Consider the following 15,403-nt stretch of genomic DNA (forward strand, 5'->3'; position numbering starts at 1 on the left):
GGAGCAGGTCGAGGGCGATGAAGTCCTGATTCAGCGAGCGGTCGTGGTCGATCTCGTCCCGCTCCCAGACCAGCCCGAACTTCGGCTTGCGGTCGCGTTCCTCGATGATGCGGACCAGTTCTTCTTTGGAGTAACGTTCGTATTTGGAGGTCATGGTGGCTCGTTGTTGTGTTGATTTAGGGAATAATCGCAAGGCCAATTTAAAACACACAGCTCTGCAACCTTCAAACAGAAAACCTGAATAACTCCAAGAATGTAGATGATTTCCCCTTCATTGTAAAGCAGCGAGCTGAAACTTCCTTTTCTTCGGAAGAAGAGTAAAACAATATCGAGTGATTGAACCGTACTGTTCAACCGCCGTCGTTCCTCTCCCACATCCGCTGCCGCCATGCGCTCCCCTTTTCACGCGCTGATTGAAACAAATAATAAAGCACCGGAATCAGGAAAATCCCGAACAAGGTGGTGCTCAACATGCCGCTGAAAACGGTGATGCCGATGGCCTGGCGGCTTCCCGCACCAGCACCGGTGGCAACCACCATCGGCACCAGCCCGATAATGAAGGTGAAGGAAGTCATCAATACCGGACGAAAACGGATGCGCCCGCCATCGACTGCGGCAGCTGCGATCGACAACCCCTCTTCGCGCCGCGACTGGGCAAACTCGACGATCAGGATGGCATTTTTACACGCCAGACCGACCAGCAGCACCAACCCGATCTGGGCGTAGATACTGAGGCTGCCGCCCGTCAGCCACAATCCGAGCAGTGCCCCCAGGGTCGCCACCGGCACCGAAACGACGATGGAAATGGGAATATTCCAGCTTTCATACTGCCCGACCAGAAACAAATAGGCAAAAAGCAGAGCCAGCACAAAGAGGATGATCACCTGCCCACTGCTTTTGCGCTCCTGATAAGACATCCCGGACCAGTCGAAGCTATACCCCTCCGGCAATGTTGCCTCGGCAACCCGCGCCATCGCCGCCATCGCCTCACCGGAGCTGTATCCTGCCGCCGCATTCCCGCTGAGCTTGATACTGTTGCGCTGGTTATAGCGATCCACCGTCTGCGGACCCAACTCTGTCGACACCGTGACCAGGCTGGTCAGCGGCACCATCTGCCCGGTACTGCTGCGCACGTAGAGACGGCTGATATCGTCAATCGCGTCACGCTGCGCACTCACCGCCTGGACCTTGACCTGATACCCCCGGTTGGCCAGGTTAAAGTCGTTGACATAGCGCCCGCCAAGCTGTGCTTGCAACGTTGCAAAGATCGTACTGATCGGGACCTTGAGCGTTGCGGCCCGGTTACGGTCGATCGTCAGCGCGAGTTGCGGGGTGTCAGCAGTCGTTGTGCTGAACACCCGACTCAGCGCCGGATCCTGGTTGGCCGCCACCACCAACCCCTGTGCCGCAGCGACAAATTCCTGGGGCGACCGTTCGGTAAGGGTTTGCAGTCGAAAATCAAAGCCGCCGGTTCGCCCCAGACCGCGAATCGGCGGCGGCGTGAAGGCCCGAATATTGGCCGAGGGGATCGTCGCCAGTTGCTGTTGGACTTTTTTGAGCACGGTATCGACATGCAGGCCGGGGCGCTGATCCCAGGGAGACAGAATGACCAGGCCAAAACCGACATTATCCCCCCGACCGCTGAGCAGACTGAAGCCGCTGACGCCGAGAACGCTGTCAATCCCTTTAATCTGCCGCAGTTCATCCGTTACCTGCCGCATCACCTGATCGGTGCGACTCATAGCCGCCGCCTCGGGCAATTGCAGGTTAAGGTAGATGATCCCCTGATCCTCTTGCGGCAGAAAACTGGTCGGTCGGTCGAGAAACAGCGCATAGCTTCCAGCGGTCACCAGGAGCAGGGCCAGCAAGGCGACTGATTTCCAGCGGATCAACCAGCTTGAACCGGCAACATAGCCTCTGCGCGCTCTGAGCAGCGCCTGATTGAACCAGACCAACGGCAGAAATTTGACCGGACGCGACTTTTTCAGTAATACCGCGCAGAGCGCGGGACTCAACGTCAAAGCGCAGATCGCCGAAATAACCACGGCGGTGCAGATGGTCACGGCAAACTGTTTGTAGAGCTGTCCGGTGATGCCGGGGAGAAAGGCGACCGGAATAAAGACCGCAAACAACACCAGGGTCGTGGCAATGATCGGCCCGGTAACCTGCCTCATCGCTTTCTGCGCCGCGGCGGCGGGGCTCAACCCCTCGTCGTGCATCACCCGATAGACGTTTTCCACCACCACGATGGCATCGTCCACCACCAGTCCGATCGACATGATCAGGGCAAAGAGGGAGATGGTATTGGCATTGTACCCAAGCGCCAGCAGAACGGCAAAGGTGCCGATCAGCGAAACCGGAATAGTCACCGTCGGCACCAGCGTTGAACGCCAATCCTGCAGAAACACGTAGGTAACGGCAACCACCAGCAGGAAGGTCATAAAGAGGGTCCAGACCATTTCATGAATCGCCGCCGCGATATATCTGGTCGAGTCGTAGATGGTCTGATACTGCACGCCGCTCGGCTGCGCCCTGGCCAGTTGCGCCAGCTCGGCATTGACGCTGCGCATGGTGGCCAGAGCATTGGCGCTGGGGGAACCGTAAATAGCCAGCGTGACCGCTGCTCCCCCGTTAAGAATGGAGCGGGTGCTGTACGTCTTGGCGCCCAGCTCAACGGTTGCTACGTCTTTGACCCGTACCAACCCGCCCTCGTTATTGGAACGGATGATGATATTTTCAAACTCGGCAACGCTCTTCAGCCGCCCCTGAGCAACCAGCGTATATTGACGCTGTTGCCCGCTAGCTGCGGGTTCCGCGCCGATCGAACCGACAGCGGCCTGAATATTCTGGCGACGAACGGCGCTGATCAGGTCCTCGGCGGTCAGCCCCAAGGCGGTCATGCGTGCCGCGTCCATCCAGAGGCGCATGCTGTATTCAAGCTCGCCAAAGATATTGATGTCGCTGACCCCTTCCAGGCGCACCACCGCATCCTTGATCGTGCTGCTCACGTAGTTGCTCAAAAACAGTTTGTCGCGCGATTCATCTGGCGAAAAAAAACTGATCGCCCCGAGCATATCCGCCGAGCCCTTGCGCACGATAACCCCCTGGTCAACGACCTCCTGAGGCAGTTTGGCAATCGCCGCCTGAACCCGATTTTGAAGATTGACCTGGGCGATATCGGTATCGGTACCAACTTCGAACGTCACGCTCAAACTGTACAAACCGGTATTTGAACAGGACGAAGCCATGTAGAGCATATTTTCCACGCCATTGACTTCCGCCTCAATCGTCGTTGCGACGCTGCGTGCCAAAACTTCGGCGTTGGCTCCGGGGTAGCTGGCGCTGACCCTGATTTCTGGCGGGGTAATTTTGGGATATTGCGCCACCGGAATATTGAACATGGCGATCAGACCGGCCAGGGTGATGAAGATTGATACCACCACCGCCAGGCGCGGGCGGGTAATAAAAATACGTGAGATCATGGCTCAGTGCACCGGCGCGGAAGGAGCGCCGCCGATCGACACCAACTGCCCCGGTTTCACTTTCTGGAGCCCCTCTACGATGACCCTCTCGCCAGCGGCCAAACCACTCTCAACCGCCCATAAATAATCGACGGTGGCTCCGGTAACTATCCGTCGCTGCACCACCTTGTTGTCCCCGTCCACCAGCAGCAGATAACGTCCCTCGCGATCCTCAAGCACCGCTCCTTGCGGGATCACCGGGAGCATCTTTTCTGCCGTCTGACCGGCAACCAGCTTGACATACTGTCCCGGCAGCAGCAGACCGTCAGGATTAGCAAAGCGAACGCGCACCGCAACGGTGCCGGTGCTCGGGTCGACCCGGTTATCCACGAAGTCGATGCGCCCGACGTTTTCCGCCAACGTCCCGTCTGGCAGCTTCAGTCGGGGGCGCATCACCCCGCTACTTTTCTCGTTCGCGGCATCCGCCTGCGCCAGCTGCACGACCGAAAGCTCATTTTCACTGATTGAAAAAACGACCCGGATCGGATCGAGCTGAACAATCCGTGCCAGGGGCGCGGAGGTCGGCGCGCACAGATTACCGACACTCAGACGCGTTGCACCGATGCGCCCACTGATCGGGGCGCTGATACGCGTATAATCGAGATCAATCTGGGCAAGGTCGAGCAGTGCTTGAGCTTCTTGCAATTCTGCCTGCGCCCGCTCCGCACTCGCCTCTGCGGCTTCAAGGTCGGTGACCGGTATCGCGCCGGAGGACATCGCTTCAAACCGCCGCAAAAGGCGGAGGGTTTCTTTGACTACCGCCTGCGCCTTGACGACGCGCGCCCTGTTGACAGCAACCTGCATCCGGTAGCGGGCCGGTTCAATCAGATAAAGCAGCTCACCGGCGCGGACCTGGCTGCCCTCCCTGAAGTATATTTTTTCAATAAATCCACTAACGCGCGACTGGAGATCGACAGCCTGTATCGCTTCGACATGTCCCACATATTCCGTCACCGGGTTGACATTTTGTTCCGTCACCGTAATAACCGTCACCGCTGGCGGCGGTCCGGCAGGTGCGGCACTGGCTCGCACCGGAAGCATTACCGTAACCGCGAGGAGAATCGCGAGCAAAGCACTCGCACTCAGCTCCCGACGCTGGCCCCGGCACAAACCGGGCAACGTAAAACCGGACGATATATTGCGTGTGACAGGGGGATGCTGCATGATTTTAATACTCCATAAACAAAGAAAGTGTGATTGCCTTTGGCGTCCGCTTACAGGCATATTTAAACAGCGTTTTATTAATCATGTTATTTAAACACATTTGATGTTTTATTCCTGCAAATGCTATCTGCCGATATCTAACATTTGTCCAGAAAATGATCAAGCAAAACTGTGTTTTATTGATAGTCTTAAATGTGGATTTTCAGGTGTAAAACGAGGGGCATAAAACCGAAAGGAGGGGGGGGGGGCGGGAACCGTGCATAGCGCCTCACCGGGATCGCCCCGCAATGGTCAATCCGCTGCCGGGTGGTACGGCGTCAGAACAATGGTGCCGACATCGCTGATCTCGCCCTGAACGAGCTGACGGCAGGCGGCTTCTCCCGCGCCGAGACGACCGTACGGCGCACCGCGACGCGGCTGGCCGCGTGTCACGGTGCGCGCCGCCAGGCACCAGGAACCGGCGGTGGGAAGGTAGAGCGTGAAGTTCCCCCCGGCATCCGCCGGGAGTGACGTGTAATCGGGGATCCGGCGAAAATCGGCATTGCGGTAGGCAAGGACAAATGCCCCCGCCAGCGGCGTGCCATCGCCAGCGACCAACCGTCCCCGGAAGCCGGTGTCACCACTGGCCAGACTCCCCTCACGGGCAATTTGCGTACGCTGTTGGGTGCGCAACACAAAATCCGCACGCGCGGTGTAACCGGGGCGTACAATCACCGGATTGTGCGGAAAGAGCGCCCACGCGTCACCGGCGCGCGGTGGTCCTTCATCCGCCCCGGTTTTGCGCCATCGCGCGGTGAGATGGTAGGTTCCTTCGACCAGATCAAGGAAGTAGTGACCCTGGGGGTCAACCGCTGCGGCAAAATCAGCTGGTCCGCGCAGACCGCCACGCGCGCTGCGATAGGCATAAACGTAGGCACCTGGCAATACTTCTCCAGCTGGATCAAGAACCTGGCCACGCACCCCGGTGGTGCCAACTTCATCGGTAAGCGGCGTGGCCTTGCGCGGCGCGGCGACGCACCCCGCGCTGAACAGCAGAGCCATGAGCAGGCACGTCAGGCGGCCGGTTTGTACTGGCATGCTCAATTGATTTGCACGATGTTGCCATTCTGCACCTGAAGCAGAAAAAGCACTTTGTCAACGTCACCATTCAGGGTAAAGCTAGTTGCTCCGGTAACGCCGGGATAGTTTGCAAGTTGCAACAACGCCAGGCGCAGCTGGTCGCGAGTCGTTATCTCGGGGCTCGCCAAAAGCGCCAGAATGATTCCCGCCGCATCAAATCCCAACGCTTCAAGGAGCTGCGGTTCTTCATTGTAACGCGTGTAAAAACACTCGACAAACTCTTGCACAAAAGGATAGGGACTGTAGCGGAAAAAGCCGTCGACAAATACCGCCCCCTCAACAAACTGCCCGGCCAGACGGGTCAGATCGGGTGAATTCCAGCCATTGATACCGAGCAACTGAACATCATCAATCCCGTAATAAACAACCTGCGGTGCCACCAGGCCGATTCGCGCGGCGTAGTCGGGAATAAACAGGGCATCAAAATCAACCGAGGGCAACTCGGGATAGAAGAGGTCGGCCAGCTCAGTCGCTTCTTTTTCTGCAGGGCTGATCTCGTCCTTGTGGCGATTTGGGTCAACCCCCATCAGACGCTTGATCTCCCGATCAAAGGTGGTCGCTTCGGGGAGATAAAATTCGCTCGCGATTACCAGGCCGTTAGACAACAACGCCTCTTCAGCAAAAAGTTGAGCCATTTTGTGACCGAAGGGACTGTCGGGGGCCAGCACAGCGAAGGACTTCTTGCCCTGCTCTATGGCATAGTGCACCAGCGCCTTTACCTGCTGGCGATTGGTCAGGGCGTTGCGAAACACATACTCGCCGATGTCGGGCAACCCGTCACGCTGGGAGAGGGTCAGCAACGGCGTCCGCTCGTGTTGCGCCAAGCGGGCCGCATTCACCGCACCCTGCCCGGTCAATGGCCCGGCAATGGCGAGAACCCGTTCTTCGTTGGCCAGTTGGGCAACCGCCTGTTCAGCGCGGAGCGCCTCTCCGGCACTGTCCCGAAAAAGAATGTCGATTGGCTGATTCTGGGCATTGTGCAGCGCCAGCGCCAGCTCCATCCCACGCTTAACCTGATTGCCGAATGGCCCGAAACGACCGGTCAGCGGCAACACGGCCCCGACCGTTCGCCGTTGCCAGGTTTTGCCACTAAGTTGTTCCCACAGGGTCACGGCGTCAGGGCGATGTAAAAAGGGTGTGGGGTCGTTGATCAAACTGTTCAGGCGGCTCAGAGCCTCCTCCGCACGCCCGGTGGCGGCGGCACGATCAGCCAGTTGCCAGAGCGCCCCCTGACCGATCGCCGTCCCCTGGTAGAGCAAGGTCGCCTCCGCCAGTTCCGGGGCGTCGAGTTGGCCGAGGATCCGCTCGGCATCCTGAAGCAATTGATCGCGCCGCAAGGTCTGCGCCTCGGCAAGCGCCTGGTTAAGAAAATAAAGGGCTTCCAGATCACGCGCCTGGCTGACCCGAACAGAGGCCAGCGCGGTCAGACGTTGCAGGCGGTCAGCAGCGCTCAACGATGACGGATCGAGCGCCAACAGCAGCGCAGCACCTTCGTCAGCCGCTCCGCTACTGAGCAGCGCCCGGCCTTCAAGCAGCTGCGTCGTAGCGTTACGCCCGCTAGCGGGCAACTGGCGCAGATATCGCAGCGCCTGTTCACCATCATTCTGGTCAAGCAAGATACGGGAAAGATAGAGATACGCTTCCCCGAGCAGGGGCGAGTCGTAATGATTGACGATGAAATTATTAAAGAATGCCAGGGCCTGTTGCGGCTGCCCGGCATGATAAAGATCGATCCCCCGGCGCACAGAAATAGCGGACGAAGCATTATTGTCGAGTGCGGCAACCGGAAGCGGGACGAGCCCGCAAAGGAACATGAACCCCAGCAGGATTCCGAGAAAAATCCGTTTCATCACATCCTCCCGCCCCCAGCACAAAATGGGCAGCTACCGCCAGCACCACGCAAAATTCATTGACCGCTGATTATCCACAAATTCGGGGAGCTATTCAAACAGTTCTTTGACTTTATCGAAAAAACTCTTGCCGAGCGGATTGACATCTTCCCCGCTTTCGCGGGCAAACTCTTCGAGCAGCTCCTTCTGACGACTCGTCAATTGCGTCGGTGTTTCGACGGTCACCACCACCAGTTGATCGCCGCGGCCATAACCGCGCAGACTGGCAATCCCTTTGCCATTGAGCCTGAAAACTTTTCCCGACTGGGTTCCGGCCGGGACTTTAAGCCGCACCTTGCCTTCCAGCGTCGGCACCTCAAATTCCGCGCCGAGAGCCGCCTGCGTAAAGTTGATCGGTAATTCACAGAGCACATCCTGCCCTTCGCGCTTGAAGATCGGGTGTTCGTCAACACTCAACACCACGTAAAGATCACCGGCCGGGCCTCCCCCGCTACCGGCATCCCCTTCGCCGGTCAATTTGAGACGACTGCCGGTTTCGACCCCGGCGGGAATTTTTAACGAAAGGGTTTGCTTGGCTTTGATTTGCCCCTCTCCATGGCATGCGGAGCAGGGATCTTTGATCACCTTTCCGCTGCCTCCACAGTCGGGGCAAGGGCGCGTCAGAGAGAAAAACCCTTGCTGATAACGGACCTGACCAGCGCCGCGACACGTTCCGCAGGTGGTTGCCGTGGTCCCCTTGCGTGCACCTGACCCGGAGCACTCCTGACAGGGCTGACGCCGGGGGATCTGGATCTTGGTCTCTTTGCCGAAAGCGGCTTCCTCAAAGCTGATCGTCAGATTGAAACGCAGGTCGTCTCCACGCCGCCCGCGACTGCGCCGCGCCCCTCCGCCACCGAAGATGTCACCAAAGATGTCGCCAAAAATATCTTCAAACGGACTGCCGCCAAAATCAAAACCACCGCCTGAAAATCCACCGCCATCAACCCCGGCATGGCCGAACTGGTCATAGTTGGCCCGTTTCTGCCGGTCGGAGAGAACCGCATAGGCCTCGGTCAGCTCCTTGAATTTTTCCTCGGCAGCCTTGTTCCCCGGGTTTTTATCCGGGTGGTACTGCAAAGCGAGCTTGCGGTAGGCCTTTTTGATCTCCGTTTCACCGGCGTTGCGGTTCACTTCGAGAATTTCGTAATAATCGCGTTTCGACAAAGCGTATGTCCTTCACCCTCGACCCGGTCCGGCATTGGTCAAGGTAAAAACAACGGGCGACCGACTTTTCAATGGTGTGGCCGCCCGTTGTTCACTGGTAATCTCCGACAAGTGCAGGGGAAAAACTACTTCTTCTCCTGCTCGTCAACCTCCTCGAATTCGGCGTCAACGACACCATCATCTCCGGCACCGTCAGCGGCAGCTTCGCCTTCGCCCGTCGACGCTGCTTTTTGCGCTTCGGCGTACATTGCCTCCGCCAGCTTGTGCGATACATGGGCCAGAGCTTCGGTCTTGGTTTTGATCCCGTCAAGACTGTCACTGGCAATTTCTGTTTTCAGTTCTTCGAGTGCCACCTCAATCTTCTTTTTGGTCTCTTCATCAACCTTCTCGGCGTGCTCTTTGAGGGTTTTTTCGGTTGAATAAACCAGACTGTCAGCCTGATTTTTCGCTTCGATCAACTCGCGTTTCGCCTTGTCTTCACTCGCATGCGCTTCAGCATCATTGACCATCTTGGCGATTTCTTCTTCAGATAATCCACTCGAAGCGGTAATGCGTATCGATTGCTCCTTGCCGGTGCCGAGATCTTTGGCGGCAACATGCAGGATGCCGTTGGCGTCAATGTCAAAGGTCACTTCAATTTGCGGAACGCCGCGCGGCGCGACCGGGATATCGCCCAGTTCAAAGCGACCAATCGTCTTGTTATCCGCCGCCATTTCGCGCTCGCCCTGCAGGACGTGCACTGACACTGCCGGTTGATTGTCCGCCGCAGTCGAAAACACCTGACTTTTTTTGCACGGGATGGTGGTGTTCTTCTCGATCAGCTTGGTCATGACGCTGCCGAGGGTTTCAATGCCAAGTGACAACGGGGTCACGTCGAGCAACAGCACGTCCTTGACATCCCCGGTCAACACGCCCCCCTGAATTGCGGCACCAATGGCGACCACTTCGTCGGGGTTGACTCCTTTATTCGGGACTTTGCCGAAGATTTCCTCAACCCGCTTCTGCACGGCCGGCATGCGGGTCATGCCACCGACGAGGATCACTTCATCGACTTCCGCCGCCTTGAGTCCGGCATCTTTGAGCGCAATTTTGCACGGTTCAACCAAACTATTGATCAGGTCGGCGCAGATGCTTTCAAGCTTGGCGCGCGTTAACTTGACATTGAGGTGTTTCGGGCCGGACTGATCGGCGGTGATGAAAGGCAGATTAATGTCGGTCTCAACGGAACTCGACAGTTCGCATTTGGCCTTTTCTGCGCCTTCTTTGAGCCGCTGCAACGCCATCTTATCGTTACGCAGATCGATGCCCTGCTCTTTTTTGAACTCATCGGCAATATAGTCGATGATACGCTGGTCAAAATCCTCGCCGCCCAGAAAGGTGTCACCATTGGTCGACTTGACCTCAAAAACACCGTCGCCCAGCTCCAGAATCGAGATGTCGAAGGTTCCGCCACCCAAGTCGAAAACCGCAATTTTCTCTTCCTTCTTCTTGTCAAGACCGTAGGCGAGTGCCGCTGCGGTCGGCTCGTTAATAATCCGCAACACGTTGAGACCGGCGATTTTGCCGGCATCTTTGGTTGCCTGGCGCTGCGAATCGTTGAAATAGGCCGGGACCGTAATAACAGCGTCCGTAACTTTATCACCAAGATAGTCCTCGGCAGTCTGCTTCATTTTCTGCAAAATCATCGCCGAGATTTCCGGTGCGCTGTATTTTTTGTCGCGCGCTGAAACCCAGGCGTCGCCGTTATCCGCTTTGACAATCTTGAACGGACTGATTTCGATATCCCGCCGCACGGCATCTGAATCGAACTTGCGTCCGATCAACCGCTTGATAGCGAACAACGTATTTTCCGGATTGGTCACCGCCTGACGCTTGGCCTGCTGACCAACCAGACGCTCACCGCTTTCGGCAAAGGCCACCATCGACGGCGTGGTGCGCACGCCCTCGGCATTGGCGATGACAACCGGCTCGCCGCCTTCCATGACCGCCACACACGAATTGGTGGTCCCCAAATCGATCCCGATAACTTTACCCATGATGCTCTAACCTCCCTGGTCGTATGATTTTTAGATCGCTAACACTACTCTGTCGTCATTCTGTGTCGGTGCTTTTCGGTTAATGAGCCGTCGGCGCCTTGGCCACCATCACCAGTGCCGGACGCAACAAACGCTCGTTAAGGAGATAGCCCTTTTGAAAGACCTGCGCGACCGAGTTGACCGGATGCTCGGCACTTTCAATCTGCCCCATCGCCTCATGAAAAGCCGGGTCAAACGGCGCGCCGAGTGCGGCAATCTCCTTGACACCGAACTGGTCGAGCACCTTGGCAAACTGATCAAGAGTCAGTTGTATCCCCTCGATCAGCCCCTTGGAATCGGCGGCCTCGCCATCGGCATGCTCAATGGCGCGCCCGAGATTGTCGATTACCGGCAGCATTTCACGCAAGATTTTTTCGTTGGCAAAGCGACAGATATCTTCCTTTTCACGTTGGGCGCGCTTGCGGAAATTTTCCAGCTCAGCACAGGCCCGTAAATATTGATCGCGGTGCTCTTCAGCCTCGCTACGACTGGCAGCAAGCTGTTCCTCCAGCGTCGGCGGGGCGTTTTCCGCAGGCGCCTTGATCTCGCCAGCAGTTATTTCCCCATCCATGTCGTTCCCCTGGTGCTCTGCGGACGTTTCCGCCTGGTTTTGTTGCGTCTTCTTCTTGCTCATTAAAACATATTCCCCTTACTTAGGATTTATCATCGAGTGCCCGCCCGAGCATGCGGGCGGTGTAGCCAACCATTGGAATCACGCGTGAATAATCGATGCGGTTCGGACCGATCACACCGAGCGTCCCGCTCGGTCCGCCACGTCCAGTATAGCGGGCAGAGATCAAACTGCACCCGGCAAAATCTCCATCCTCACCGATCACCACCTGAACTCCGGCAGATTCCTGACTTTGCTCCAGCATTTCAATCAAACGACTTTTTTGTTCAAACGCGTGCAGCAACCGTTTCATCCGGTCGGCATCGGAAAATTCCGGTTGATCGAACATCTGAACCGTGCCCTCGATAATAACCTGCTCAAAACCATCCCCGCGCAAGACCGTTTTCGACAACTGTAAAGCCTGCGCGTGCAGGTGATCGTAGAGGGCGCGCTCGGCCGCCATTTCAGCGGCAATCCGCAACTTGACCTGCTGCATATTAAGCCCGCGCAGGGTCGCGTTCAAATAGTTGCTCATCTGTTCCAGCTCGCTGCGCTGCAACGGCCTGTCAAGCTCAATCAGCTTTTGCTGCAACAACCCCGACTGGGTGATAAAAATCGCCAGAATGCGCTGCCCCTGGAGCGGCACAAAATTGATCTGCCGAAAGATGGTCGTCTCCAGTCGTGGCACCACGACCACCCCCGCACATTGTGTCAGGGAAGACAACAGGCGTCCGGCCGCCCGCAATTTTTCCTCTACCGACTGATATTCAGGATGAGGATAGCTGTTCGACATTCGCAACCGGGCCGAGGCATCGAGACCGGCCACCCCGCGCAAACTCTGCACGTAGACGCGATAGGCGCTCTCTGTCGGAACCCGTCCCGCAGAGGTGTGCGGTGAGCGCAGATACCCCAGCGATTCAAGTTCGGCCATGACGTTGCGCACCGAGGCCGCAGACCAGGGGATGTCATCGCGCGCGGCAAGAACCTTCGACCCGACCGGCTGAGCGGTAGCGATATAGGTTTCGATGATCGCGACAAGAATGAGGCGATGACGTTCTTTAAGCGGCGAAGACATGATGACTCCTCCAAAAAGCAAGTCGGTCGCAACCCGGCCTACAGCAAAACTTGGCACTCATATCATTGGAGTGCCAATGGTGTCAACATAACAACGGGTTCCGGGGTTGTCAAGGGTGGGGGGGGGGGAGAAAAGAGCGCCGCGAAATGCGCTGCTGCGGTTCACTGAAAGACAGCTGAAAAAAAGGCTCTGCCGCCCCCCGCTCACCGCTCTTCCGTCGCAAAAAACTCCCTGATCCTGGCGAACACTTCTGCGCTGGTACCAGACGCCACCGGGACACCGGGGAGCGAGCGCAGAAACATCCGGCCATAGCCCTTGCGCACCACCCGGCTGTCCAGAATCAGCACGACGCCACGATCCTCCTTATTGCGAATCAGCCGCCCGAACCCCTGCTTGAACTTGATCACCGCCTGCGGCACCGAGTAGTCCATGAACGGATCGCCGCCGGCACGCTCGATCGCCTCGACGCGCGCCTCCTGGATCGGCTCCGACGGCACCTTAAACGGCAGGCGGGCAATAATCACCTGTTCCAGTGCCCGCCCCGGCACGTCAACCCCTTCCCAGAACGAATCGGTGGCAAACAGCACGCTGGTCGGATCGTCGGTGAACTGTTGTAACAAGCGGTGACGACTGTCCTGCCCCTGACGCAGACAGCGATAACCGTGGGCGGCGAGCAGTGGTGCCAGCTCACCGTAAACTCGCGCGAGCAGGGAGTAGGCGGTGAAGAGGACGAAAGACCGCCCGCCCGCCAGCAGTAGCGCCCGCTCGCTGAGGTCGCGCACTGCTTCGGCAAAACCGGGCCGATTCGGCTCGGGGATGTCGGCCGGTGCGGCGAGGAGTGCCTGGCGGGCATAGTCGAACGGCGAGTTGAGCAGCAGCTCGCTCAGGCGATTCGCTTCGGCCAGATCGAGACCGACCCGCCGCTGCAAAAAGGTGAACGACCCGGCGACGGTGAGTGTCGCGCTGGTCATGACTACCGTCTTGAAACGGCTGTAAAGCGCTTTGTTGAGTTGCGCGGCAACATCGAGGTTGGCCGCGCACAACCGGGTGATCAACCCCCGCCCGCGACCGATCCGCGCTTCGCGGCATTCAAACCAGGAACACACCTGGTCGTCGCCACCGATGAACGCGCCGAGATCCGCACTCAGCCCGTCAAGGCGTAAACCGAGGCCGAACAGATCGGTGCAGGTGGCCGCCGTTTTGGCAACCAGCTCATCGTCGGGCAGCAGTTCGACCGCCTTGATCAAGGCGCGCAGATCGCGTGCCAGGTCCCCCGTCAGGGACATCAGCTCACGCACCCGCGCCTTGATTTCCTGCCAGTCGTCGCCATCGACAAAGGGGCGCACCAGCCGTTGCTTCACCTCAAACCCGGCGGAGACATGCTTGCCGTGGCCACCGCAGAGTAGCTGGCCGAGTTCTTCGATCTCCCCCGCAGCACTCTCCTGCAAGGTCAACCGCGCACTCTGCAAACGTTCGATACGCCCGTTGAGTTCGCGATACTGTTTTGCAGCATGTTGCCCGAGATTCCCCCCGAGCTGTTTGTGCAACAGCGGCAGCAGCCCGCGCTCGGCTTTGCGCTGGTGGCTGAGACGGTTAAGGATGCGGGCAAAGGCGAAACGCGAGACCGCGGCGGAAAAGAAGCTGGTCGCGACATCCTCCAGACGGTGTGCTTCATCGAGAATGATGCGCGCGAAGGGGGGGAGTACGGCACCGGCGGTATAATTGGCGGTCTCCAGGCGCAGGGCCAGGTCGGCCAGCAGCAGGGCATGATTGACCACCAGGATATTGGCGTTCGCCGCGCGGCGCCGGGCACGATGGAAGAAGCACTGCTGATAATGGGCGCATTTGACCCGCGGGCACTGGTCAACTTCGCAGCGCACCTCTTCCCACACCTCGGGCTTCGGCACGAACGGCAGATCTTCTTTCGACCCGTCGGCGGTCTGGTCGACCCAGGCATAGATCGTCGCCAGTTCTCCGCCGTCGTCGCCGCCGAAAAGGGTCGGTTCGCGCTGCACGGTTGCCGCTCGACGGCGGCAGAGATAATTGTTGCGCCCCTTGACCAGTTCGGCGCGGAATTCGAGGCCACTGGCGCGCTGCAAAAGGGGGATATCTTTGCTGATCAACTGCTGTTGGAGATTGATCGTATTGGTCGAGATGACGATACGTTCTTCATTCGCGAGTGCCCAGAGAACGGCGGGAACCAGATAGGCGAGACTTTTTCCGGTGCCGGTGCCAGCCTCAATCACCGCCAGACGATCATGGTTGAACGCTTCGGCAACGTTGAACGCCATCCGCAACTGCTCGGGACGATCTTCGTACCCCGCCAACTGGCTGGCGACAAGACCCTCGGCACCAAGCAGTTCATTGATCCGCTCAGGAGCAATCCGCAGCGTCTCCCGACGGTCGAACGCCTCAACCACCTTGTATATATTTTCAACCGAATTATCGACGATATGAAAGCCGATCCCCAACTCCCCCAGGCTCCCCGCGACACAGAGGTCGGCCGATGAGGGCTGGAGGCCGCCGGAGGGGTGGTTGTGGATCACCACATCACCGTAACGGCAGCGTTGGGTGAGAGCCGGAACCGCGCCGTCGTTGCCGCGCGCCAGCACTTCGACCGCAACCACAAAGCGGTCGGCACCGGTCAATCCGCGAAAAAAAACCTCGTTACCACCGGCCGCCGCAATCGCCGCCCGCATGTCGTCTCGCACGTCGGTCGAGTAATCATCTTCAATCGTTACATTGCTCATCGCGCGGCATTATAGGGGAAGGAGGGACGAAAGGAA

At 58.1% G+C, this 15,403-nt stretch carries 9 protein-coding genes; all 9 read right to left on the reverse strand.

The window, feature by feature from the left end; all coding sequences use genetic code 11:
* Positions 1-350 precede the first annotated feature (350 nt).
* Positions 351-3,482, reverse strand: coding sequence for a multidrug efflux RND transporter permease subunit (locus K0A93_11765; protein ID MBW6512767.1), 3,132 nt, complete (start codon positions 3,480-3,482; stop codon positions 351-353).
* Positions 3,483-3,485: 3 nt separating this feature from the next.
* Positions 3,486-4,685, reverse strand: coding sequence for an efflux RND transporter periplasmic adaptor subunit (locus K0A93_11770; GenBank protein MBW6512768.1), 1,200 nt, complete (start codon positions 4,683-4,685; stop codon positions 3,486-3,488).
* Between the two features lie 291 nt (positions 4,686-4,976).
* Positions 4,977-5,726, reverse strand: a complete 750-nt coding sequence (locus K0A93_11775) for a carboxypeptidase-like regulatory domain-containing protein (protein ID MBW6512769.1) — start codon at positions 5,724-5,726, stop codon at positions 4,977-4,979.
* A gap of 38 nt (positions 5,727-5,764) precedes the next feature.
* Positions 5,765-7,654 carry a penicillin-binding protein activator gene (locus tag K0A93_11780; protein ID MBW6512770.1) on the reverse strand — a complete coding sequence of 630 codons (1,890 nt, stop codon included), beginning with the start codon at positions 7,652-7,654 and terminating at the stop codon, positions 5,765-5,767.
* A gap of 90 nt (positions 7,655-7,744) precedes the next feature.
* Positions 7,745-8,857, reverse strand: coding sequence for a molecular chaperone DnaJ (gene dnaJ, locus K0A93_11785; GenBank protein ID MBW6512771.1), 1,113 nt, complete (start codon positions 8,855-8,857; stop codon positions 7,745-7,747).
* Between the two features lie 125 nt (positions 8,858-8,982).
* Complete coding sequence (gene dnaK, locus K0A93_11790; protein ID MBW6512772.1) at positions 8,983-10,893, reverse strand: molecular chaperone DnaK; 1,911 nt, start codon at positions 10,891-10,893, stop codon at positions 8,983-8,985.
* A 79-nt stretch (positions 10,894-10,972) separates the two neighbouring features.
* A complete protein-coding gene (grpE, locus tag K0A93_11795) occupies positions 10,973-11,566 on the reverse strand; it encodes a nucleotide exchange factor GrpE (protein ID MBW6512773.1) in 594 nt (197 codons plus the stop codon).
* A gap of 19 nt (positions 11,567-11,585) precedes the next feature.
* Positions 11,586-12,617 (reverse strand): heat-inducible transcriptional repressor HrcA, encoded by a 1,032-nt coding sequence (gene hrcA, locus K0A93_11800; protein ID MBW6512774.1) that lies wholly within the window; start codon positions 12,615-12,617, stop codon positions 11,586-11,588.
* Between the two features lie 203 nt (positions 12,618-12,820).
* A complete protein-coding gene (locus K0A93_11805) occupies positions 12,821-15,367 on the reverse strand; it encodes a DEAD/DEAH box helicase family protein (protein ID MBW6512775.1) in 2,547 nt (848 codons plus the stop codon).
* Positions 15,368-15,403 lie beyond the last annotated feature (36 nt).

It is taken from the genome of Desulfuromonadaceae bacterium (genome assembly GCA_019429445.1).
Taxonomy (GTDB): domain Bacteria; phylum Desulfobacterota; class Desulfuromonadia; order Desulfuromonadales; family JAHYIW01; genus JAHYIW01.

Excerpts from the sequence above, each read along its gene's own strand:
- K0A93_11780 (MBW6512770.1), bottom strand. The coding sequence starts at position 7,654 with ATGAAACGGATTTTTCTCGGAATCCTGCTGGGGTTCATGTTCCTTTGC.
- K0A93_11765 (MBW6512767.1), bottom strand. The coding sequence starts at position 3,482 with ATGATCTCACGTATTTTTATTACCCGCCCGCGCCTGGCGGTGGTGGTA.
- grpE (MBW6512773.1), bottom strand. The coding sequence starts at position 11,566 with ATGAGCAAGAAGAAGACGCAACAAAACCAGGCGGAAACGTCCGCAGAG.
- K0A93_11775 (MBW6512769.1), bottom strand. The coding sequence starts at position 5,726 with ATGGCTCTGCTGTTCAGCGCGGGGTGCGTCGCCGCGCCGCGCAAGGCC.
- K0A93_11770 (MBW6512768.1), bottom strand. The coding sequence starts at position 4,685 with ATGCAGCATCCCCCTGTCACACGCAATATATCGTCCGGTTTTACGTTG.
- dnaK (MBW6512772.1), bottom strand. The coding sequence starts at position 10,893 with ATGGGTAAAGTTATCGGGATCGATTTGGGGACCACCAATTCGTGTGTG.
- hrcA (MBW6512774.1), bottom strand. The coding sequence starts at position 12,617 with ATGTCTTCGCCGCTTAAAGAACGTCATCGCCTCATTCTTGTCGCGATC.
- K0A93_11805 (MBW6512775.1), bottom strand. The coding sequence starts at position 15,367 with ATGAGCAATGTAACGATTGAAGATGATTACTCGACCGACGTGCGAGAC.